Raw genomic sequence first — 21066 nt, 5'->3', positions numbered from 1 at the left:
TCTCTTCACGCCGCTCCAGTCCTCAGGCTCCGCAACGGCGGCTCCACGGGCGCGGAACACAGCTCCCGCAGCGCGCCGAGCACACGCCGTAGCGTCGCCGGGTCGGGCGTCTCCCAATCGACCGGTTGGCCGCCCGCCCGGAGCCTGCGCGTGGGATCGCGGTAACGACGCGGCAGGGCCCTCGTACGCCGCTGCGGCGGTCCGGGCGGCGGGGAGAACGCCTCTGCCAGGCCCGCCGGCGGCCGTGCCGCGAAATGACGTAATGCTCTGAGCGCCAGGCCGACGTTGCCGCTCTCGCGGTCCATACGAAGCTGGATACAAAAACGTGTTCCCGTCGGCAGGCTCAGCACCGCGACCAGCAGATAACCGCCGGAAGTGGTGAGCACGACGTCTTCGAGATCGTTTCCGTCCTCTCGGGATACCAGGTCGAGATCGGCGACGAACGCGCGGACAAGGGCGGCCACCCCGTCCGTCCCATCGGAACCTCCCCGGATTCCATGACCGAATTCGGCCAGGACCCGGTCATTCGTGTAATCGACCAAAGACACACTGCGCGCACCGGGGAGCTGCAGGAACTCCCTCATCTGTTCGTTGATCGCGGGCACTGCGTTCCTTCACGTGTCGTTACGGCACGCCTGTCAAGACAGACCCGGCACGCCGTGAATGCCGCCACTCCGGGACGGAAGTGAGCGTATTCCCCTCAGCCACGAAACGCAGCGATTTCCATCGAAATTCACAATTACGGCGCTCTTCGCCCAAGAGATGATCTTGTTTCCTCTCCTGGGCACGCCGGCCTAGCAAATATCGCTACGGAAGTAAACGGGCGAAAGTCCCGCCGTTTCCCTGTTTCCCCCCCTGACACCGGACGGAGAACCCGCCGGCGCCCGGAGCACGCGGGACACCCCTTGGACGACGTGGTGTCCGTACGTTCGGTGGAAGCGATCGCGCGGGATCCCGCCCCTTTCCCGCGACGCCGTGAAGGCGTCTCCTCCCCCGCCCAGACCCGCGGCGCGTCCTTGCGCGCGGCATCGCGAGGAGACCGCGGGGGAAGAACGCGAAACCGGCCGGCTCCGCCCCGTCTCCCAAAGGACGCGCGGGCGCGCAGACCGCCGTGGCGCGGTCGGCCCCGCTCCGTCTGGACACCGGGTGCCACCGTCCCCCACGCGGGCTGGGCGTGGCACCTCACCCGTCGGTCAACATGCGCAGCGCGAACCACAGTTCGGCGCGGTAGTCGGGATCGTCGAGGTCCCCGGGGAGCAGTTCGCGGATGCGGGTGATCCGGTAGCGCAACGTGTGCCGGTGGACCCCCAGCGCGTCGGCCGCGGCGTCCCAACGGCCGGACGCGGCGAGGTAGGCCCGCAACGACCCGACCAGGTCGCCGGCCGAACGGTGCGCCAACAGCGGGGCCAGCAGGTCACCGGCGATGCGTTCCCCCGAGGGCGTGTCGAGGAGCCCGAGAAGGCCGCCGGGCAGGTCACCGTGGCGGACGACTCCACCACCCTCCCGACGGGCCGCCTCCAACGCCCGCTCCGCCTGGGTACGGGCCGTGGGAAGGCTGTCGTAGCCGCAGGGCTCGCTCTCCCCCACCGGTCCCTCCACCACCCCGGACAGGATCTCCCCCGGACGCTCCCCCGCCGCGCCGAGGACGGTGAGACGTCCGTCGAGTTCGGCGACCAGGCAACCGTCCAGCGCGGGGTCCCACAAGGGAGCGGTCTCGGCTCCGGCGTCGGCGAGGGCGACCGCCACCGGTTCGGCGGGAAGCGCGGCGCGCAACCGGTCCGCTCCCGGCCCCCGCGCGGCGATCGCGCCGTCGAGCAGGGCGGCCAGCACCCCTCCCTGGATCCCCTCGCCGCGGACCGGCTCGGTGCGGGCCAGTTCCAGCGACAGCAGCGAGATCGCGGCGTTGACGAGGGTGCGTTCGTCGGGACCGAGCCCGCGCTCCCCGCCGACCGCGAGGAAGCCGCGGATCCGACCGCCGACGCCGAGCGGTTGCAGGGCGACGCTCTCCCCCACGGCCGACACCGAGGCCCCGGCGCGGTAACGGGAGTCGCGCAGGCGGTGCACCTCCCGGCCGAGCTCGACGGCCCGGTGGGCCGCGCCGGCCGGGAAGGCGTGCCGCAGCGCCCCGTCGGGGGCGAGGAGGAGGACCCAGCCACCGAGTTCGGCACCGAGCCGGTCCACGACCGCGTCGGCGCCGCGCAGGGCCGCCTGGGTGAGCTGCCGCTGCGCCGCGAAGGCGCGGGTGAGCCCCTCGTACTGTTCCCGGGCGAGGAGGCGGGAGACCTCCTTGCCGATCGCGATGAAGGGGGTGGGGCGGGGCACCTCGATCAGGGGCAGCCCGAGTTCGGTGGCCGCTTCGACGAGGTCGGCGGGCACCTCCGGATGGGTGACCCCGCTACCGAACCCCAGCCCCGCGACCTCGCGGCCGACCAGGCGGCGAACGTAGTCGCGGGCGGCCCCGAGGTCGTCGTGCCAGCGCACGCCGGTCGTCAGGACGAGCTCACCGCCCTCCAGGTAGGGGGTGGGATCGGTGAGTTCGCTGACCGCCACCCAGCGCACCTGGCGATCGAGCTGCTCGCCGCCGGTGAGCAGGCTGAGACGCAGGCGCGGGGTCCGCAGAAGCGTTCCGAGTGTGGGCGGCACGGCTGGATTCCTCGTTGGTCGCCAAAGATCACGCGCCCGCGGTGGGCGGCCGGGGCGTACTTCGGATCGTCTCGGCCGAAATGGCCAAGTCAGACTCCCAATCTTATCCACCGCGGCGATAACCAGTGGACCGGCGCGGCCATAGGGTCGGCCCTGTTGACCAGGTATCACGTATCTGGACGAGACCGATAAGGGAGGACAGGCCTATGGCCACCACTGGCCCGGAGATCGCGCAGGAGCGCCGGATCGTCACCGAGATCCCTGGCCCGAAGTCGCGCGCGCTGCAGGAACGCCGCCTCAAGGCCGTGGCCCAGGGCGTGGGCAGCTCCCTCCCCGTCTACGTGGAGCGCGCGGGCGGCGGCATCGTCGAGGACGTCGACGGCAACGCGCTCATCGACTTCGGCGCGGGCATCGCGGTGACCAACGTGGGCAACGCCAACCCGCTCGTGGTCGCCCGCGCCCAGGAGCAGCTCGCGAAGTTCACCCACACCTGCTTCATGGTCAACCCCTACGAGGCCTACGTCGACGTCTGTGAGGCGCTGAACCGGATCACCCCCGGCGACCACGAGAAGCGCTCCATCCTGCTGAACTCCGGCGCCGAGGCCGTGGAGAACGCGGTCAAGATCGCGCGTAACGCGACGGGCCGCCAGGCCGTCGTCGTGTTCGACCACGCCTACCACGGCCGCACCAACCTCACCATGGCGCTGACCGCCAAGAACATGCCCTACAAGCAGGGGTTCGGTCCGTTCGCCGGCGAGGTCTACCGGATGCCGATGGCCTACCCGTTCCGCTGGCCGACCGGCGCCGAGGAGTGCGGTCCGCAGGCCGCCGCCCAGGCGATCGAGCAGATCACCAAGCAGATCGGCGCCGAGAACGTGGCCGCGGTGCTCATCGAGCCGATCCAGGGCGAGGGCGGCTTCATCGAGCCCGGCGCGGGCTTCCTGCCGGCCCTGGTGGAGTTCTGCCGTGAGAACGGCATCGTCTTCATCGCCGACGAGGTGCAGACCGGTTTCGCCCGCACCGGTGACATGTTCGCCTGCGACCACGAGGGCATCGTGCCGGACCTGATCACCACGGCCAAGGGCATCGCCGGCGGTCTCCCGCTGGCCGCGGTGACCGGGCGGGCGGAGCTGATGGACGCGGTGCACGGTGGCGGCCTGGGCGGCACCTACGGCGGCAACCCGGCCGCGTGCGCCGCCGCCCTCGCCGCGCTGGAGACCATCGAGTCGGAGAAGCTGGTGGAGCGGGCCCGCGCCATCGGCGAGACGATGCTGTCGCGCCTGCGCGCCCTGGCCGAGCGCTACGACATCATCGGCGATGTCCGCGGCCGTGGCGCGATGATCGCGATCGAGCTGGTGGCGGGGGCCGGCGACAAGACCCCCAACACCGCGGCGCTCGCCGAGATCGTCCGTTACTGCCACTCCCAGGGCCTCGTGCTGCTGACCGCCGGCACCTACGGCAACGTCATCCGGATGCTGCCGCCGCTGGTGATCGGCGACGACCTGCTCAACGAGGGGCTGGACATTCTGGCCGAGGCCTTCGCCCGGCTGTAGCCGCCGCCCCGTAGGTCTTCGCGACGGTCGTTCCGCGGGCCCGTGTCCCCTGGTGGGGACACGGGCCCGCGGCGTTTCTGCACGATGAGCTCGATGGGGAGTACGCTGCGTGATGGGTGCCCGAAACCCAGCACCGTAGCCGTGGCATCACACGGCGCCTCTCCATAATCCGAGCAGACATTATGGACATGCACCGCAGAAGGTAAAGAACTCGGGGGACATGTTCGCTTTGTCGCTACGTAGAGTTATTATCTCCATGCTGACCGTCACAGAAATCGGCCCGAGCCATTCCGGATTCCATACACATCTGGTTGAATAAAGAGCCGATAACTATTGGCCCGCCAGACTGTCCTAAACCACGGGGGGAGCAAGGACGTTGAGCGGTCTGAGCATCATGTGCGATCGCGGCACAACGAATGCGGACACAAGCGACAAAACATACATCTTTGACCCGGACGCTCTCACGACCGCGCAGCTCATGGGAGACGCCTGCGCCATCTGCCATGTGAGGTGGCCCCGGCCCCGCTGCCCGCTGGGAGAACTCCCCGACGGCAGTGGCGTCTACGGATGCGACGAGTGCGCCGGAATCGCGGTCGCCCACGCCACGCGCGCCCGCGCGTTCGCGATGCACTAGCGCCGTCACCGCGCGAGCGAGCGCTCCGGGTCCAGGGGGAGATGAGGACCCGGAGCGCTCTTCACGGCGCGCCCGCTTCCATGGGGGGAGGAGGGGAATTGAGCGCGCCATCCCGGTGTGCTCACAACGCTCCCACCACCGCGCGGCCACGACCGCCCAGCGGGAACCACACACCACGATACTGCGTGTAGCGGTCCGGGGACCTTAAGTAGGCGAACTCTTCCCGATTCCGACGTTCACGGCTCAGCCGTTCGTCGGGAACCCCAGATTCACCCCGCCCTGTCCGGAGCCCGGCCAGCGCGTGGTGACGGCCTTGGTCCGGGTGTAGAAGTGCACTCCCTCGGTACCGTGCGCGTGCGAATCGCCGAACAACGACTCCTTCCACCCGCCGAAGGAGTAGTAGGCCATCGGCACCGGGATCGGCACGTTGACGCCGACCATCCCCACCTCGACCTCGTTGTGGAAGCGCCGCGCCGCGCCACCGTCCCTGGTGAAGACCGCCGCCCCGTTGCCATAGGGACTGGCGTTGACCAGCTCCAGCGCGGCGTCGTAGTCGGGAACACGCAGCACCGACAGCACCGGGCCGAAGATCTCGTCGCGGTAGCAGCTCATCTCGGGCGTGACATGGTCCAGCAGCGACGGTCCCAGCCAGAACCCCTCGGGGCTCCCCCCGACCACCGGGTGCACGCGGCCGTCGAGAGCCAGTGTCGCCCCCTCGCGCACGCCGGACTCCAGGTAGGAGGCGACCTTGTCACGGTGCGCTCCGGTCACCAGCGGCCCCATCTGACTGCGCTCGTCGTGCCCGGGGCCGACCCTCAGCCGGGCCGCGCGTTCCCGGACGCGCTCCACCAGCGCGTCGGCGACCGGCTCGACCGCGACGATCGCGGAGATCGCCATGCACCGCTCCCCCGCCGAGCCGAACGCCGCCGACACCGCCGCGTCGGCCGCGAGGTCGAGATCCGCGTCGGGAAGGACCACCATGTGGTTCTTCGCCCCGCCGAGCGCCTGGACACGCTTTCCGTGTCGGGCCGCGGTCTCATAGACGTGGCGGGCGATCGGTGTGGACCCGACGAAGCTCACCGCCTTGACGTCCGGATGCTCCATGAGGGCCGTCACCGCCTCCCCGTCGCCGTGCACGACGTTGAACACCCCGTCGGGAAGGCCGGCACGGGCCCACAGACCCGCGAGGAAGTTCGCCGCGGAGGGGTCCTTCTCGCTCGGTTTGAGCACGAAGGTGTTGCCGCACGCGATCGCGACCGGGAAGGTCCACATCGGCACCATCGCCGGGAAGTTGAACGGCGACACCGCGGCGACCACGCCCAGGGGCTGCAGGACGGAGAAGGCGTCCACCCGGGTGGAGACGTTCTCCGAGTACCCCCCCTTGAGCAGGTGCGGGATGCCGCACGCGAACTCCACCACCTCCAGCCCGCGAGCGATCTCGCCGGCCGCGTCGGAGACCACCTTGCCGTGCTCGGAGCTGATGAGGCGGGCGAGCTCGTCGGCGCCGGCGTGCAACAGCTCCCGGAACCGGAACAGCACCGAGGTGCGCCGGGACAGCGAGGCGTCGCGCCAGGCCGGGAAGGCCTCGACGGCGGCGGCGACCGCCGCGTCGACCTCGGCCCCGCCGGCGAGGTCGACGGTGCCCGTGACGGCGCCGGTCGCCGGATCATAGATGTCACCGCGACGACGGGCGGGTCCGGTGTGGGACCGGCCGCCGATCCAGTGCGTGACGTGCTTGCTCAAGGGATCCTTCTCCGTTTCTCGGTGGGGTGCCCGGCCCGCGGCGTTCGGGCCGGGCGGTGGGGGTCAGCGGGCGGCGGCGTCGACCGCGGTGATGGCCTCGACCAGGATGTCCCGCCCCTCGCGGGCCTCCTCCTCACTGAGCGTCATCGGGGGAGCCATGCGCAGGGTGTGGCCGTGCAGGCCCCCCTTGCCGATGAGCAGGCCACGCCGGCGGGTCTCCTCCAGGACCGCGGCGGCCAGGCGCGGGCTGGGTTCGCCGCTGTCGGGCTCGACCATGTCCACCGCGAACATCAGGCCGCGACCGCGCACCGCGCCGACCGTGGCGAGCGAGGCGGCGAGCGGCCGCAGCCCGTCCAGCAGTACCGGCCCCAGGCGCGCGGCGTTGGCCTGCAGGTCGTGGTCGAGCAGGTAGTCCAGGGTCGCGTTGGCCGCGGCGGTGGAGACGGGGTTGCCGCCGAAGGTCGCGACCCCATTGGCGGGCAGTCCGTCCATGAGGTCGCCGCGGGCGACCACCCCGCCGATCGCGAACCCGTTCCCCAGCCCCTTGGCGAACGTCATCGCGTCGGGAACGACGCCGTGGGCGCCGATCCCCCAGAAGTGCGATCCGGTACGCCCCCAACCGGTCTGCACCTCGTCGGAGACGAACAGGATCCCGTGCTCGTCCAGGACCTCCTTGTAGGCGGCGAACAGCCCTTCGGGGGCCATGGCGAACCCGCCCACCCCCTGCACCGGCTCGGCGATCAGACAGGCGACGTCGGGGGCGGTCGCGGTGGCGAGGACGTCCCGCAGGTCGGCCACGCACACCTCGACGTACTCCTCGTCGCCCATCCCGCGGAAGGCCGGATGGTCGCGGTCGGTGCCGTGCAGGTAGTGGACGTTGAGCGGGGACAGCGAGGAGTTCTTCCAGCCGCGGTTGCCGGTGACCGCGATCGTCCCGTAGGAGCGACCGTGGTAGCTGTTGCGCATGGCCAGGACCTGGTCGGAACCGCGCGCGCAGGTCGCCAACAGCAGTGCCGTCTCGTTGGCCTCGGTACCGGAGTTGGTGAAGAAGACCTTGGCGTCGGGGATGCCCGACAGCCGGGCGATCTTCTCGGCCAGCTCGACCTGGCCGCGCAGGAGGTAGAGCGTGGAGGTGTGCGCGACACCTCGGGCGAGCTGGCGCTCCACCGCCTCACGCACCTCGGCGACGTCGTAGCCGAGCATGTTGGTGACGATGCCGGCGAAGAAGTCGAGGTAGGTGACACCGTCGGCGTCGGTGACCCGGTTCCCCTTGCCGGTGACGATCTCGATGGGGTTGTCGTAGTAGAGGGCCAGCCATGAGGGCATGACCGCGCGGTGACGTGCGAGCAGATCCGACATGACCCAAGTCTCACCGCTGTCGCCGGCCTTCGCCAGGTGCGGGGTGTCGGTTTCGGCTCCGGCGAGTTGACAGACTGTCAATCCGGCTTGGAATCCGCGTCGTCGTCGCCCGATTCCGCCGCCGTGGGCGCCCAGCGCCCACCCCGGCCTTTGCAACCTGTAAGGAGGAGGCCCCTTCCGCCTGACATGCCGCCACTACACTGACGACGTGTTGCCCACCCTGGCCGACGTGCTCCGCCTGCCACCGCTCCAGCGCGCGCGCCCCAGGGTCGTCGTGGGTGCCGAGCACCTCGACCGCACCGTGCGCTGGGTCCACATCGCCGAGGTCACCGACCTGGCCCACCTGCTCCGTGGCGGGGAGCTCGTCTTGACCACCGGGATCGCGATGCCCGACGACCCCGCCGCGCTACGCCGCTACGTCACCGACCTCGCGGCCGTCGGGGTGAGCGGCATCGCCGTCGAACTCGGTCGCAAGTACCACTCGGTCCTTCCCGGGGCCCTGCTGGAGGCCGCCCGGGACGTCGGTGTCCCGGTCGTCTCCCTGGACCGCGAGGCCCGGTTCGTCGAGATCACCGAGGCGGTGCACAGCCGGGTCGTCAACGAGCAACTGGAGGAGCTGCGCGAATCCGAACGGCTGCACGCGGTGTTCACCGAGCTGTCGGTCGAGGGGGCCCGGCCCGAACAGGTCCTCGCCGAGGTGGCGCAGTCCTCGGGTTGCCCGGTGGTGCTGGAGAACCTCAACCACCAGATGCTGGCCTGCGACCTCAACGGAGAGGACCCCGGAATCCTGCTGACCGCGTGGGAGAACCGGTCCCGCGGCGTCGTCTCCTCCGCCCGCACCGTGCACGACCCCGCCACGGGCTGGCTGGTCACGATGGTCGGCGCGCGCGGACAGGACTGGGGCCGGCTCATCCTCATCTGTGGGGCCTCCCCCGGTCCGCTCCAGACGGTGCTGGTCGAACGCGCCGCCGCCACGCTCGCGCTGGGACGGTTGCTGGAGCGCCACCAGGAGGGGCTGGAGCGTCAGACGCACCAGACGATCATCGCCGGCATCATCGACCGCGCCTACTCCGACCCCGAAGAGGCACTGGTGCGCGCCCGGGCCGTGGGCGTGCCGCTGTCCGGGACCGGACTGGTCGGACTGGTGCTGCGGTTGCGCGAGGCCGGGACCGGTCTGGCCGCCCAGGCCCGTCTGGCCGACACCGCCGAGGGTGCCGCGCGTGCCTGCCGCGAGCTCCGGCTCCCCGCGCTGGTGGGCTCACTGGACGACCTGCGCGTGGGCGTCCTGTTGTCGCTGCCCACGGACGAGACCGCGGACCCCTGCCTGGAACGGCTGGCCAGGCGCATCCGCGAGCGGACCGGCGAGGGGGTGGTGATCGCGGCCGGTTCGCCCAGTGAGGACATCCGCGACGTACGCCGGTCGTTCCTGGAGGCGCGTCAGGTGGGTGACGTGGCCGTGCGGCAGAACGACGAGCGCCCCTACTACCGGCTTCCCGACCTGCACCTGCGGGGGTTGCTGCACCTCCTGCGGGACGACGAGCGGCTGCAGACCTACGTCGAGCGCGAGCTCGGGCCGCTCCTGGCCTACGACGCCCGTCACAACGCCGACCTCACCGCGATGCTGCGCCACTACCTGGCGGCGGGACGCAACAAGGCGCTGGCCGCCTCCCGCGCCCATCTGTCGCGCCCCGCCTTCTACGAGCGGCTCCGCCGGATCTCCCGGGTCCTCGACGTCGACCTGGACTCGGTGGAGACCTGCCTGTCACTCCACGTCGCGTTGTTGTCCCTGGACTCGGTCCGCGGCGGGTTGAGATCGTGACGTCGGGGACAGGCGCACCCGTGGAGTAGGTTGGCATCCGTTGCCGCTCCGAACAGCGAGGACCGACCGGGGCTGGTGACGGGCACCGGCGCAGGCGGCAGTGGAGGACAAGTGACGGACCAGGCGGGCACGCCGGCTGCGGCGCGCAGGAACGGCGCCGGCGCGATCGGGCTCGACGACACCGCCAAGCGCATCATCGAACAGCTCCAGCAGGACGGCCGGCGCTCCTACGCCGCCATCGGCAAGGCGGTGGGGCTCTCCGAGGCCGCGGTACGCCAGCGGGTGCAACGGCTGCTGGAGGCGGGGGTGATCCAGGTCGTGGGGGTCACCGACCCGATGATGCTGGGGTTCAACCGTCAGGCCTTGATCGGCGTCCGCTGCAACGGTGACCTCGACAGGGTGGCCGACGAGGTCTGCGACCTGGACGGGGTCGACTACGTGGTCATCACCGCGGGCTCCTTCGACCTGCTGGTGGAGGTCGTGGCCGAGGACGACGAACGGCTGCTGGAGATCCTCAACCGTGTCCGGGCGATCCCCACCGTGACCGCCACGGAGAGTTTCCTCTATCTGAAGCTGCGCAAACAGACCTATGCCTGGGGCACGCGCTGACCGGACCGCGTCAGCCTCCGGCAAAGCGCCGGTAAACCCCTTCGGCGGTCCAGACGTCCTCTTTCACGCGATGGCGGTCGCGCTTCGCCCCCGAGTGGCGTGACCGCCGTCGCCCGCCCTTCACCGCAGCAGGGCCGACGCCGCCCCCGGCGCGTGGACCAGAATCAGGAAACGCGCGGTCCGGGTCGCCATCGTCACGGTCGCAAACGCCCACACCGGCATCCGCGCCATACCGGCGAACACCGAGACCACCATGAACGGCGGGATGCTGGAGAAGGAGCTGACCGCCACCAGCGCCGCGGTCCATACCGGCCGTCCCTCCGCCTTCTCCTGCCAGCGCTGCAGGCGCCGGCTCCACGTGCCGATCTTCTTCTCGCCCCTGCGTCGCAGCCAGGCGAGGTCGAGCGCGCCGCGGCCCAGGTAGTAGTAGGCGATCTTGCCGAGCGTCTGGCCGGCACCGGCCGCCACCGCCATGGCCGAGAGCGCGCCGTCGCCGAGCAACGCGGCGGCGCCCACCAGGTAGACCTCGACGTTGAGGACCGGGATCAGCGCCGAGAGCAGTCCGAAGAGGAAGGCCAGCGCGCTCTCGGTCACCCGGCCGCGCCGAGGCTCCCCGCCACCGCCGGGCGAGCCGGATCGAACAGGCCGATCGGCAGCGAGGTGCGGCCCGTCTCGGCGAGGTCGGCCAGGGCCACGCCGATGATCGAGGCGAACTTGTAGCCGTGCCCGGAGAAGCCCGCCGCCACCGTCAGGCCGGGTAGGTGGGGCCGGGAGCCGATGACGAAGTGTTCGTCGGGGGTCATCGTGTACATGCACGCCGACATCCGGACGGGATCGCCGCCCAGCCCCCGGATCCGCTCCGCCAGCAGCCGCATGCGGGCGGCGTCGGCGGCGTCGGGACGTCGGGGCCCTTCGTCGGGGTCGGCGGGTTCGCCGCGCTGCGCGCCCGGCCCGGCCGCGGCGTCGGCGTGGACGGCGATCTTGACGGTCGCGCCGTCGAGGCTGGGGAAGCCGTACCAGGTCGTACCGTCGGGCTCGTCCCGGATGAACACCGGGAAGCGGTCAGGGGTGAACGCCGCGGGGTCGTCCACCGGGAACCAGGCCAGCACGCGCCGCTCGACGTGCAACGGGGCGGCGAGGTCGGGCAGGAGCCGGGACGTCCACGCCCCCGCGGTGACGACCACGTGCCGGGCCCGGATCTCGGTGTCGCCGACGACGACCCGGGGCCGGTCGGGGTCGGGGACGATGCGGGTGACGGCGCAGCCCGTGCGCACCCGCGCGCCCGCGGCCCGCGCGGCGTCGACCGCGGCCCGGATGGCCGCCTCGGGGCGTACGACCCCCGCCGCCTCCTCGAACACCCCGACCTGGTCGGCCTCCAGTAGATGGCGGGGGAAGCGGCGGGACAGCTCGGCCGCGTCCAGGCGTTCGTGGCGCAGACCGCGCGCCCGGGCCGAGGCCAGCGTCCCGGCCACGGAGGGGTCGTGCGCGCGTCCCAGCACCAGCCCGCCGCACCGGGTCACCAGTTCGGCTCCGGTCTCGGCCGACAGTTCCGCCCACGCCTCCCAGGCGCCCAGGGCGAGCGGTACGTAGTCGGCCCCCTCCAGGTAGGCGGTGCGGATGATCCGGGACTCGCCGTGGCTGGATCCGTGGGCGTGACCGGGTTCGAAACGCTCGACACCGAGAACGTCGACGCCCCGGCGGGCGAGTCTCCACAGGGTCTGGGCGCCCATGGCGCCCAGACCGACGACGACGACATCGGCGGTCTGCGACATGGCCTGCTGCTCCTGGGCGGGGACGGGGAAGGTCAGTTCTCGGCCGCGGCGAGCTGTCCGCAGGCGCCGTCGATCTCCTGTCCCCGGGTGTCGCGGACGGTGACGGGGACGCCGTGGGCCTGGAGCCGGCGGACGAACTCGCGCTCGTCCTCGGGTCGCGAGGCGGTCCACTTGGAGCCGGGGGTGGGGTTGAGCGGGATCAGGTTGACGTGGACCAGGTTCCCCGCCAGGAGGCGACCGAGCAGGTCGGCGCGCCAGGCCTGGTCGTTGATGTCGCGGATCAGGGCGTACTCGATGGAGACGCGGCGGCCGGTCGTCGCGGCGTAGCGCCACGCCGCGTCGAGGACCTCGGCGACCTTCCACCGGTTGTTGACCGGGACGAGCTCGTCGCGCAGCTCGTCGTCGGGGGCGTGCAGGGAGACCGCGAGCCGGACCTGGAGACGCTCGGCGATCAGTTTCTCGATCGCCGGGACCAGCCCCACCGTCGAGACGGTGACGCCCCGTTGGGAGATGCCCAGCCCCCCGGGTACCGGGTCGGTGATGCGCCGGACCGCGTCGAGCACCCGCTTGTAGTTGGCCAGGGGCTCGCCCATGCCCATGAACACGATGTTGCTGATGCGTCCCGGACCGCCCGACACCTCGCCACGGGCCAGGTCGCGGGCGACGGAGACGATCTGGTCGACGATCTCTCCGGTCGACAGGTTACGGGTGAGACCGTTCTGGCCGGTGGCGCAGAACGGACAGTTCATGCCGCAGCCGGCCTGGGAGGACACGCACAGCGTGACGCGGTCGGGGTAGCGCATGAGCACCGACTCGAACAACACGCCGTCGAAGGCCCGCCAGAGGGTCTTGCGGGTCATGCCGTTGTCACAGGTGACGTGGCGCACCGGGGTGAGCAGCTGCGGCAACAGCGCCTCGCCCAGGCGCTCGCGCGACGAGGCGGGCAGATCCGTCATCCGCGCGGTGTCGGACTCGAGGTGCCCGAAGTAGTGCTTGGCGAGCTGTTTGGCGCGGAAGGGCTTCTCCCCGAGCTCGGCGACCACGGCGCTGCGCTCGTCGGGGGTGAGATCGGCGAGGTGCCGGGGCGGCTTGGCCCGGCGCGGTGCGACGAAGGTGAGCTCGGCAGGCATGAGTGGATCCAGATCGCGGAGAGACGAAGGGCGGCGGCGAAGCGGCGGTTCGCGGTAGTTTAGGGCCGGATACGGCGTGATCGCGGTTACGCTGCGGTGCCGCCGGAACGGGCACGATGTCCATACTATGCGCCGCTCGGGTGGCGTCGTGCGACGGCGGTGAACGACGAGGAGGTTCGGTGTCCGAAGTCCGCGTCCTCCTCGACCAGGTCAGCCCCTACCGCAGCCGCAGAGTCGTCGTCGAGGAGGACGCGCGCACCAGCGCCGCCTACCTCCTCGACCCGCGCGGTGAGGTCCGCGTCCCCGTGTGGCTGGCCAACCACGAACCGGCCCCCGACGAGAACGAGCCCGTGGGGCTGTTCCCCGGCCAGGCGCCGCTGATGCCGGCGCGGCACACCAAACATCCGCAGGGGCGTCCCCGCCTGGCTCCGGAGAGCCTGCGCGTCGTGTGGTTCGAGGAGGGGGACGGGGTCGCGTTGTTCGACGGCGACGGGCTGCTGGCGATCATCCCCGGCTGGGCCGAGGCCGACCGGGGGCTGCCCGGGTTCGCCCGTGAGGCGGTCGGGCGCAGCGCCTACGCCTGGGCGCTGGACGACGTCGCCGCCCAGCTGTGGCCGCGCGTGGTACACGCCGAGGCCTACTGGGAGTGGCGCTCCTCTCCCAATGCCTGGCGCACCGTGCAGCGCAACGTGTTCACCCATCTGACCAGGACGGTGGGGCCGGCCGGGCACTACTGGGACGTCTCCGACGGCCATCCGCCGCTGATACGGGTGTCGGAGCGGCCGACGACCCCCGATCGGCCCTACACCGTGCTCAGCACGGTGGGCATGTGCGGCCAACGGATGCCCACCCTCGACCGCTACATGGCCGACACCTCGCAGCACGCCCGCATCGAGCTGGCCTTGGCCACCACCCTGCCGGCGCACGTGGCGGCCCGGATCTTCCGGTGGTTGGGGACCTTCCCCTGGCGCGCGGTCACCTGGTTCGGTCCGGGGCACACCGTGAAGTGGCTGGTGGATCCGGAGGAGCCACCGCTGCGCGGCGACTTCACCGCGGTGCTGCTCGTGTCCGATCCCTCGGTGCTGGCCGGTCCGAGCTGGGCGCCGCCCCCCGACACCTCGGGACTGCGCTTCCACGGTGATCCGGTCCGGTGGCTGTGGGTGGTGCCGATCACCCGCCCCGAGCATCTGTTCGCCAAGGAGCACGACGCCGCCACCCTCATCGCCAAGCTCGCGGCCGAGGGGCGGAGCTGGGTCCTGGGCTGAGCCTTTCCCCCACGACGGCTTTCCCTCTCCGGATCTACCCCCAAATATTCCTTTGACGGTTGACGCGGGCCCGTCCATGCTGCTCCCATGAGCCCGTCCCCTCCCCCACTCGGAGCGCGCGGCCTGCGCACGCTCGCCCACCCCCTGCGACTACGGCTGCTGTCACTGCTGACCGGAACGGCGATGAGCGCGGCCGAGGCGGCCCGCGAGCTCGGCGAGACCCAGGCCAACGTCAGCTACCACCTGCGCCGCCTACGCGACGCGGGCCTGGTAGAGGTCTGCGAGGAGGTCGAGGTCCGCGGCGGCCGGGCGCGCCGGTACCGCCACGCCCCCGAGTCGGGCGAGCGGATCGACATCCGCGACCCCGGCGAACACCGGCTTCTCGCCTCGGCGATGGCCGAGGAGATGCGGCGGCGCGCCGCCCGGCAGCGCCCGGGAACCCGCAGCACCCTGACCGACGCCGACCTGTGGATCGACCCCACGAGCTGGCAGAACCTGCGCGAGCGGGTCGGCTCGCTCATGAGCGAGCTGCACGAGGCCGCCCGCCCCCCGCACACCCCCGGCACCGTCCACGTCAGCACCAGCCTGCTGATGTTCGAGATGGACGACACCCCGCCCCCGCCTCCCGCCCGGGACCGAGAGTGAACGCCCTGTCCGAGGACACCGGCGTCCTCGCGCCCCTGCGTGTCGGCGCCTTCCGCGCCCTCACCCTGGGCCGCCTCCTGATGTACCTGGCCAACAGCGTCACGACCATCGCGCTCGGGTTCGCCGTCTTGGAGGTCACCGGCTCCATCGTGCACCTCGGCCTGGTCGTCGGCGCTCGTTCGCTCGCCAACGTCGCCCTGCTGCTGTTCGGCGGTGTGCTCGCCGACCGCCTGCCCCGGGCGCTCATCATGCAGGGAGCGTGCGGGCTCGCCGCGCTGTCCCAGGCCGGTCTGGCCGCCGCGGTCCTGCTCGACGCCGCTTCGCTGCCCCTCCTGGTGCTGCTCAGCCTGGTCAACGGAGCCGCGGCCGCCGCGGGACTGCCCGCGGCGGCCGCGCTCACCCCCCAGACGGTCCCCGCGGCACTCCTTCGACCGGCCAACGCCCTGGTCCGCGTCGGCGTCCAACTGGGGATGACGGTCGGGATGTCACTGGGGGGCGCCGCCGCCGGCCTGGCCGGCCCCGGATGGGCCCTCGCCGGCAACGCGGCGCTGTTCTGCGCGGCCGGCCTCTGCTTCGCGTTGCTGCGCCTGCCGGCGACGCCCGGCCCCACCGCCCCCGCCCATCAGCGCGGCGGCGTCCTGCGCGACCTCCTCGAAGGCTGGCGGGAGTTCACCTCGCGTTCGTGGGTGTGGAGCGTGGTGGCGCAGTTCACGGTGGTCAACGCGGTGATATCGGGCGGTGTCGTCGTCCTGGGCACCGGCGTCGCCTCCTCGTCCTTCGGCAGCGGCGCGTGGGGGCTGATCCTCGGTCTCCAGGGGGCGGGCGCTCTCATCGGCGGCGTGCTCGCGGCGCGCTGGCAGCCCCGCCACGCGCTGCGCTTCGGCGTCGCGTTGATCCTGCTGGAGGCGCTTCCCCTGGTGGCGCTCGCCGAGGCGCCCCACGTCCCCCTGCTGCTGCCGCTGATGTTCTTCGTCGGCATGGCCACCGAGCAGTTCGGGGTGGCCTGGGAGGTCTCCCTCCAACAGAACATCCCCTCCGACCGGCTCGCCCGGGTCTACTCCTATGACGCGCTCGGCTCGTTCCTGGCGATGCCCGTCGGGGAGATGGTGGCCGGGCCCATCGCGCACCGCCTCGGCACCGACACCACCCTGCTGGGCATGGCCGCGCTGCTCATCGTCGCCACCCTCGCGACCCTCGCCGTCCCCGGCGTACGCTCACTCGCCCGTGACTGAACCGGGCCGGAAAAGACCGGAGGGGCTGGACGCCCGCGTCCAGCCCCTCCGCTTCCGTTCGCTCACCCCGCCGGCACCAACAGGGTCAGCACCACCCAGGCCACCGGACCGGCCACCAACAGGGAGTCCACCCGGTCCAGCAACCCGCCGTGCCCCGGCATGAAACGCCCCATGTCCTTGATCCCGAGATCGCGCTTGACCAGGGACTCGATCAGGTCGCCGACCGTCGCCGCGAGCACCACGGCCACTCCGAGCGCGATCCCGGCCCACACCGGCCCGTCCAGCATCAGCCAGACCGTGAGGGCGCCGGCGATCATGCACCCCACCACCGAGCCCGCGAAGCCCTCCCAGGTCTTGTTCGGGCTGATCGTGGGCGCCATCTTGTGCCGCCCCGCGGTGATGCCAGCGAAGTAGCCGCCGATGTCGCTGCTGATCGTGACGATGATGAAGACGATCAACCGCGCCCGTCCGTCATCAGGGGTCGCCAGCAGCAACAGCCACGTTCCCAGCAGGACCGGCAGGTAGACGGCGGCGAACACCGTCGCCGTCGCGTCACGGACGTACCCGTCGGCCCCGCCGCGCAGCCGCCACGACAGCGCGACGATGACCGTGATCGCGAGGGTGCCCACCAGCCACGCCGGACCGCCGAAGTAGGCCGCCGCCTGCATCGCCACGCCGCCCACGGCCACCGGCAGGAGGGCCAGGCGGATGTCACGCGAGGCGAACGCCCTGTTCAGCTCCCGCAACCCGACCAGAACCGCGATCGAGGCGATCAGTACGAAACCGGCCGGGAACGGGAAGATGGACAACAGGACGAGCGCTCCGAGCGCCACCCCTGAGCCCACCGCGAGCGGCAGGTTACGTCCCGCCTTGATCGGCTGGCCGTCACGCTTGCGCAGGGCGAACCTTCGCTTGTCGTCTCTCGGCATAGGCGTTGGGGCTCCGTCCGCTTCCGCGGAGCCACGTGGCGATGACCCCACCGAATTCTTCAGGGCGGGTTCCGCCGGCACCGCGGTCGGGACGCCCTTCCCACCGCCCTCGTCCAATGCGGACTCGAATCTGAACAAGGATCAGACCTCGAGGAGTTCGGATTCCTTGTGCTTGAGGAGCTCGTCGATCGCGCCGACGTACTTGTGGGTGAGCTCGTCCAGCTCCTCCTGGGCGCGACGCCCCTCGTCCTCGCCGATGTCGCCGTTCTTGACGGCCTTGTCCAGCGCGTCCTTGGCGTGCCGGCGGACGTTACGGATCGAGACCTTGCCCTCCTCGGCCTTGGTCCGCACGACCTTCACGTACTCCTTGCGGCGCTCCTCCGACAGCTCGGGGAAGACCACACGGATGATGTTGCCGTCGTTGGCCGGGTTGACCCCCAGGTCGCTCTCGCGAATCGCCTTCTCGATGGCCTGCATCGACCCCTTGTCGAACGGGGAGATGACGACCATGCGGGGCTCGGGAACCGCGAACGATGCGAGCTGGTTGATGGGAGTCGGGGCACCGTAGTACTCGGCGGTGATCCGGTTGAAGGTCGCCGGAGTGGGGCGACCGGTCCGGATGGAGGCGAAGTCCTCCTTGGCCACCGCGACGGCCTTTTCCATCTTCTCCTCGGCTTCGAGGAGGGTCTCTTCGATCATTTCGGCTCCCGTGTGTCGCGATGCGTCGGTTGAGGTCTGAGGTCAGCTGTCCGCGGGACACACGATCGTGCCGATCTTCTCGCCCCGGACCGCGCGGACGATGTTGCCCTGGCCCATGAGGTCGAAGACCACGATCGGCAGACCGTTGTCCATGCACAGGCTCACCGCAGTGGCATCCATGACCTTCAGCCCGCGGGTGAGCACTTCGTTGTAGTCGAGGCGGTCGAACCTGACCGCGCCGGGGGTGCGGCGCGGGTCGGCGTCGTAGACGCCGTCGACCTGCGTCCCCTTGAGCACCGCCTGCGCGCCGATCTCCAGGGCGCGCTGCGCGGCGGTGGTGTCGGTGGAGAAGAAGGGCGCGCCGAGACCGGCGCCGAAGATGACGACACGGCCCTTCTCCAGGTGCCGGATGGCGCGCCGCGGGATGTAGGCCTCGGCCACCTGGCTCATGTGGATGGCGGTCTGGACACGGGTGTCCACGCCGAGGCGCTCCAGGAAGTCCTGGAGGGCGAGGCAGTTGATGACGGTGCCGAGCATGCCCATGTAGTCGGCGCGGCCGCGCTCCATACCGCGCTCGGACATCTCCGCGCCACGGAACATGTTGCCCCCGCCGACGACGACGGCGACCTCGATGCCCTCGGACACCGCGGCGGCGATCGCGTCGGCGACGTACTGGACGACCCCGGGATCGATGCCGAGCTGCTCGCCGCCGGCGAACGCCTCTCCTGACAGCTTCAGTACGACGCGCTTCCAGCCCGTGTCGTGCATGGCTGGTCCGTTGGCGCTGTGCGCCTCGTTCTCGGACACGGCGGTCGGCCTCCTTCTGGTTCCCCCGAGTGGTAGTGCAAGGCGGCTCCCCGGGTCTCGGGAGAAAACGCGCCTTATCCAGCGGAGGTGCCGGGGATAGACCTCCCCGGCACCTCCATCATGTCAAACCCTTAGGCCTGGCCGACCTTGAAGCGGACGAAGCGGCGGACGGTGACACCGGCCTCCTCGACGACCTTCTGGACGGTCTTCTTGTTCTCCTTGACGAACGGCTGGCCGAGCAGCGTGACGTCCTTGAAGAAACCGTTGACACGGCCCTCGACGATCTTGGGCAGGGCCTGCTCGGGCTTGCCCTCCTCGCGGGCGGTGGCCTCGGCGATGCGACGCTCGTTCTCGACCACGTCGGCGGGGACCTCGTCCCTGCTCACGTACTTCGGGGCGAGCGCGGCGATCTGCTGGGCCAGGTCCTTGGCGACCTCGGGGTTGGCCTTGTCCAGTTCGACCAGGACGCCCAGGGTCGGGGGCAGGTCCGGGTCGGACTTGTGCATGTAGCTGGCGACGAAGGCGCCTTCGAGCTTGGCGAAGCGGCGGAGCTCCAGCTTCTCGCCGATGACGGCGCTGTTCTCCTCGATGACCTTCTGCACGGTCTTGCCGTCGGCGTACTCGGCGCTCAGCAGCGAGGCGACGTCGGCCGGGTTCGTCCGGTCGATGAACTCGGCGATGTCGGCGGCGAGCTTCTGGAACTTGTCGTTCTTGGCGACGAAGTCGGTCTCGCAGTTGAGCTCGACGAGGACGGCGGAGGTCTCGCTGTCGCTGCGCAGCGCGATCAGGCCGTTGGCGGCGGTGCGCTCGGCGCGCTTGCCGACGTCCTTGGCGCCCTTGACGCGCAGGATCTCGACGGCCTTCTCGAAGTCGCCGTTGGACTCCTCAAGGGCCTTCTTGCAGGCCATCATGCCGGCGCCGGTGAGCTCGCGCAGCTTCTTGACGTCGGCGGCGGTGTAGTTCGCCATTGCTGTTCTCTATCCCTGGAAGTGGGTCGACGGGTGCGGAGGACGCGGCCCCCGCCCGTCAGGGGCGGGGGCCGTCAGGCGTCAGGAGGCCGGGGTCTCGCCCTCGGCGGCCTCGGCCGGAGCCTCGGCGGCGGGGGTCTCGTCCTTCGCCTCGGCGGCCGGGGCCTCGTCCTTCGCCTCGGCCGGGGCCTCGGTCTCGCTCTTGCCCTCGAGGAGCTCCCGCTCCCACTCGGCCAGCGGCTCCTCGGCCGACTTCTCCGCCCCGGCGCCGGAGCGGGCCAGCAGGCCTTCGGCGACCGCGTCGGCGACGACGCGGGTCAGCAGGCTGACACTGCGGATGGCGTCGTCGTTGCCCGGGATCGGGTAGTCGACCTCGTCCGGGTCGCAGTTGGTGTCGAGGATGGCGACGACCGGGATGTTCAGCTTCCGGGCCTCGCTGATCGCGATGTGCTCCTTCTTGGTGTCCACGATCCACACCGCGCTGGGGACGCGGGACATGTCGCGGATACCGCCGAGGGTGCGCTCCAGCTTGTCCTTCTCGCGGCGCAGGCCCAGCAGCTCCTTCTTGGTGAGCCCGGAGGCGGCGACGTCGTCGAAGTCGATCTCCTCGAGCTCCTTGAGGCGCTGGAGCCGCTTGTGGACGGTGGAGAAGTTGGTGAGCATGCCGCCCAGCCAGCGCTGGTTGACGAAGGGCATGCCGACGCGGCGGGCCTGCTCGTCGATGGCCTCCTGCGCCTGCTTCTTGGTGCCGACGAAGAGGATCGTGCCACCGTGGGCGACGGTCTCCTTGACGAACTCGTAGGCGCGGTCGATGTAGGACAGCGACTTCTGGAGGTCGATGATGTAGATGCCGTTGCGCTCGGTGAAGATGAAGCGCTTCATCTTCGGGTTCCAGCGCCGGGTCTGGTGCCCGAAGTGAACGCCGCTCTCGAGGAGCTGGCGGATCGTCACGACTGCGGCCATGACTTGGTCCTCCTTGTTCGGCGGGTGGTGGACCCGCCTCCGGTTGTTCCTGACGTCCCGGCCGATCCGCCGTACCGCCGTGGCGGTACGGACCGTGAGAGCCGGCCCCTCCCTGGGAGGCGCGGGGACGCGCGAGATGCGTGGTCCGCGTTGGACCCCACAAGATTCTAACCGCCGATCCGCCCCTCCGGCGCCTCTAGCCCGCCGCCCATCCCCTGTCAAGGAACCCTGGGCGCGGTCGGTCCACGGCCCTCGTCCACAGCCGGGCGATCCGGGTCGCGCCCCAGGTCGCGACC

At 71.0% G+C, this 21066-nt stretch carries 19 protein-coding genes; 7 read left to right on the top strand and 12 right to left on the bottom strand.

Annotated elements, in window-relative coordinates; genetic code table 11:
• Positions 1-5: 5 nt before the first annotated feature.
• Positions 6-605, bottom strand: coding sequence for a roadblock/LC7 domain-containing protein (locus tag B5D66_RS17390; protein ID WP_078762804.1), 600 nt, complete (start codon positions 603-605; stop codon positions 6-8).
• 577 nt (positions 606-1182) lie between these two features.
• Entirely contained in the window at positions 1183-2643 is a 1461-nt protein-coding gene (locus B5D66_RS17385) for a PucR family transcriptional regulator (RefSeq protein ID WP_078762803.1), read from the bottom strand.
• Between the two features lie 206 nt (positions 2644-2849).
• On the opposite strand from B5D66_RS17385, the gene gabT reads away from it, so the two are divergent.
• Both gabT and B5D66_RS17375 read left to right on the top strand, forming a co-directional pair.
• On the top strand, positions 2850-4196 hold the full coding sequence (gene gabT, locus B5D66_RS17380) for a 4-aminobutyrate--2-oxoglutarate transaminase (protein WP_078762802.1): 1347 nt from the start codon (positions 2850-2852) through the stop codon (positions 4194-4196).
• 394 nt (positions 4197-4590) lie between these two features.
• Entirely contained in the window at positions 4591-4830 is a 240-nt protein-coding gene (locus tag B5D66_RS17375) for a hypothetical protein (protein WP_078762843.1), read from the top strand.
• A gap of 243 nt (positions 4831-5073) precedes the next feature.
• Here B5D66_RS17375 and B5D66_RS17370 read toward each other — a convergent pair whose 3' ends face one another.
• Positions 5074-6573, bottom strand: a complete 1500-nt coding sequence (locus B5D66_RS17370; protein WP_078762801.1) for a CoA-acylating methylmalonate-semialdehyde dehydrogenase — start codon at positions 6571-6573, stop codon at positions 5074-5076.
• 63 nt (positions 6574-6636) lie between these two features.
• A complete protein-coding gene (locus B5D66_RS17365; protein ID WP_078762800.1) occupies positions 6637-7932 on the bottom strand; it encodes an aspartate aminotransferase family protein in 1296 nt (431 codons plus the stop codon).
• Positions 7933-8140: 208 nt separating this feature from the next.
• Between B5D66_RS17365 and B5D66_RS17360 the strand changes: the two genes are divergently transcribed.
• Together B5D66_RS17360 and B5D66_RS17355 are read left to right on the top strand one after the other, a co-directional pair.
• Complete coding sequence (locus tag B5D66_RS17360; protein ID WP_078762799.1) at positions 8141-9751, top strand: PucR family transcriptional regulator; 1611 nt, start codon at positions 8141-8143, stop codon at positions 9749-9751.
• A 111-nt stretch (positions 9752-9862) separates the two neighbouring features.
• The gene (locus B5D66_RS17355) at positions 9863-10360 is read left to right on the top strand and encodes an Lrp/AsnC family transcriptional regulator (protein ID WP_078762798.1); all 498 of its coding nucleotides are present in this window, start codon (positions 9863-9865) and stop codon (positions 10358-10360) included.
• Positions 10361-10480: 120 nt separating this feature from the next.
• Here B5D66_RS17355 and B5D66_RS17350 read toward each other — a convergent pair whose 3' ends face one another.
• From B5D66_RS17350 to rlmN, 3 genes are read right to left on the bottom strand one after another with little or no spacing between them, the layout of a single operon-like run.
• Positions 10481-10954, bottom strand: a complete 474-nt coding sequence (locus B5D66_RS17350) for a VTT domain-containing protein (protein ID WP_078762797.1) — start codon at positions 10952-10954, stop codon at positions 10481-10483.
• Positions 10951-12132, bottom strand: coding sequence for an N-methyl-L-tryptophan oxidase (gene solA, locus B5D66_RS17345; protein ID WP_078762796.1), 1182 nt, complete (start codon positions 12130-12132; stop codon positions 10951-10953). Before solA ends, B5D66_RS17350 begins: the two co-directional genes overlap by 4 nt.
• 32 nt (positions 12133-12164) lie before the next feature.
• Positions 12165-13262, bottom strand: coding sequence for a dual-specificity RNA methyltransferase RlmN (gene rlmN / locus B5D66_RS17340; RefSeq protein ID WP_078762795.1), 1098 nt, complete (start codon positions 13260-13262; stop codon positions 12165-12167).
• 179 nt (positions 13263-13441) lie between these two features.
• On the opposite strand from rlmN, the gene B5D66_RS17335 reads away from it, so the two are divergent.
• From B5D66_RS17335 to B5D66_RS17325, 3 genes are all read left to right on the top strand, one after another.
• On the top strand, positions 13442-14527 hold the full coding sequence (locus tag B5D66_RS17335; protein ID WP_078762794.1) for a suppressor of fused domain protein: 1086 nt from the start codon (positions 13442-13444) through the stop codon (positions 14525-14527).
• An 87-nt stretch (positions 14528-14614) separates the two neighbouring features.
• Positions 14615-15172 (top strand): ArsR/SmtB family transcription factor, encoded by a 558-nt coding sequence (locus B5D66_RS17330; protein ID WP_078762793.1) that lies wholly within the window; start codon positions 14615-14617, stop codon positions 15170-15172.
• Positions 15169-16404: an MFS transporter gene (locus tag B5D66_RS17325; protein ID WP_078762792.1), complete on the top strand. Its 1236-nt coding sequence runs from the start codon at positions 15169-15171 to the stop codon at positions 16402-16404. The genes B5D66_RS17330 and B5D66_RS17325 overlap by 4 nt, the downstream gene beginning before the upstream one ends.
• Positions 16405-16466: 62 nt before the next feature.
• Here the strand turns inward: B5D66_RS17325 and B5D66_RS17320 are convergent, their stop codons facing one another.
• The 5 genes from B5D66_RS17320 to rpsB all read right to left on the bottom strand — a co-directional run bounded on the left by B5D66_RS17320 (position 16467) and on the right by rpsB (position 20770).
• Positions 16467-17333 carry a phosphatidate cytidylyltransferase gene (locus tag B5D66_RS17320; RefSeq protein WP_078762791.1) on the bottom strand — a complete coding sequence of 289 codons (867 nt, stop codon included), beginning with the start codon at positions 17331-17333 and terminating at the stop codon, positions 16467-16469.
• Positions 17334-17474: 141 nt separating this feature from the next.
• Positions 17475-18032, bottom strand: a complete 558-nt coding sequence (gene frr, locus B5D66_RS17315) for a ribosome recycling factor (protein ID WP_078762790.1) — start codon at positions 18030-18032, stop codon at positions 17475-17477.
• Between the two features lie 42 nt (positions 18033-18074).
• Positions 18075-18839: a UMP kinase gene (gene pyrH / locus B5D66_RS17310; RefSeq protein ID WP_078762789.1), complete on the bottom strand. Its 765-nt coding sequence runs from the start codon at positions 18837-18839 to the stop codon at positions 18075-18077.
• A 131-nt stretch (positions 18840-18970) separates the two neighbouring features.
• Complete coding sequence (tsf, locus tag B5D66_RS17305) at positions 18971-19807, bottom strand: translation elongation factor Ts (RefSeq protein ID WP_078762788.1); 837 nt, start codon at positions 19805-19807, stop codon at positions 18971-18973.
• 81 nt (positions 19808-19888) lie between these two features.
• A complete protein-coding gene (gene rpsB / locus B5D66_RS17300) occupies positions 19889-20770 on the bottom strand; it encodes a 30S ribosomal protein S2 (RefSeq protein ID WP_078762787.1) in 882 nt (293 codons plus the stop codon).
• Between the last annotated feature and the right edge of the window lie 296 nt (positions 20771-21066).

Origin of the sequence: Marinactinospora thermotolerans DSM 45154, from assembly GCF_900167435.1 — a bacterium.
Lineage (GTDB): Bacteria > Actinomycetota > Actinomycetes > Streptosporangiales > Streptosporangiaceae > Marinactinospora > Marinactinospora thermotolerans.
This window is presented reverse-complemented; position numbering and strand designations above follow the sequence as displayed.

Bases quoted from the DNA above. Each gene is read 5' to 3' on its own strand.
- gabT (WP_078762802.1), top strand. From the start codon at position 2,850: ATGGCCACCACTGGCCCGGAGATCGCGCAGGAGCGCCGGATCGTCACC.
- B5D66_RS17375 (WP_078762843.1), top strand. From the start codon at position 4,591: ATGTGCGATCGCGGCACAACGAATGCGGACACAAGCGACAAAACATAC.
- B5D66_RS17365 (WP_078762800.1), bottom strand. From the start codon at position 7,932: ATGTCGGATCTGCTCGCACGTCACCGCGCGGTCATGCCCTCATGGCTG.
- solA (WP_078762796.1), bottom strand. From the start codon at position 12,132: ATGTCGCAGACCGCCGATGTCGTCGTCGTCGGTCTGGGCGCCATGGGC.
- rlmN (WP_078762795.1), bottom strand. From the start codon at position 13,262: ATGCCTGCCGAGCTCACCTTCGTCGCACCGCGCCGGGCCAAGCCGCCC.
- B5D66_RS17330 (WP_078762793.1), top strand. From the start codon at position 14,615: ATGAGCCCGTCCCCTCCCCCACTCGGAGCGCGCGGCCTGCGCACGCTC.
- B5D66_RS17320 (WP_078762791.1), bottom strand. From the start codon at position 17,333: ATGCCGAGAGACGACAAGCGAAGGTTCGCCCTGCGCAAGCGTGACGGC.
- frr (WP_078762790.1), bottom strand. From the start codon at position 18,032: ATGATCGAAGAGACCCTCCTCGAAGCCGAGGAGAAGATGGAAAAGGCC.
- tsf (WP_078762788.1), bottom strand. From the start codon at position 19,807: ATGGCGAACTACACCGCCGCCGACGTCAAGAAGCTGCGCGAGCTCACC.
- rpsB (WP_078762787.1), bottom strand. From the start codon at position 20,770: ATGGCCGCAGTCGTGACGATCCGCCAGCTCCTCGAGAGCGGCGTTCAC.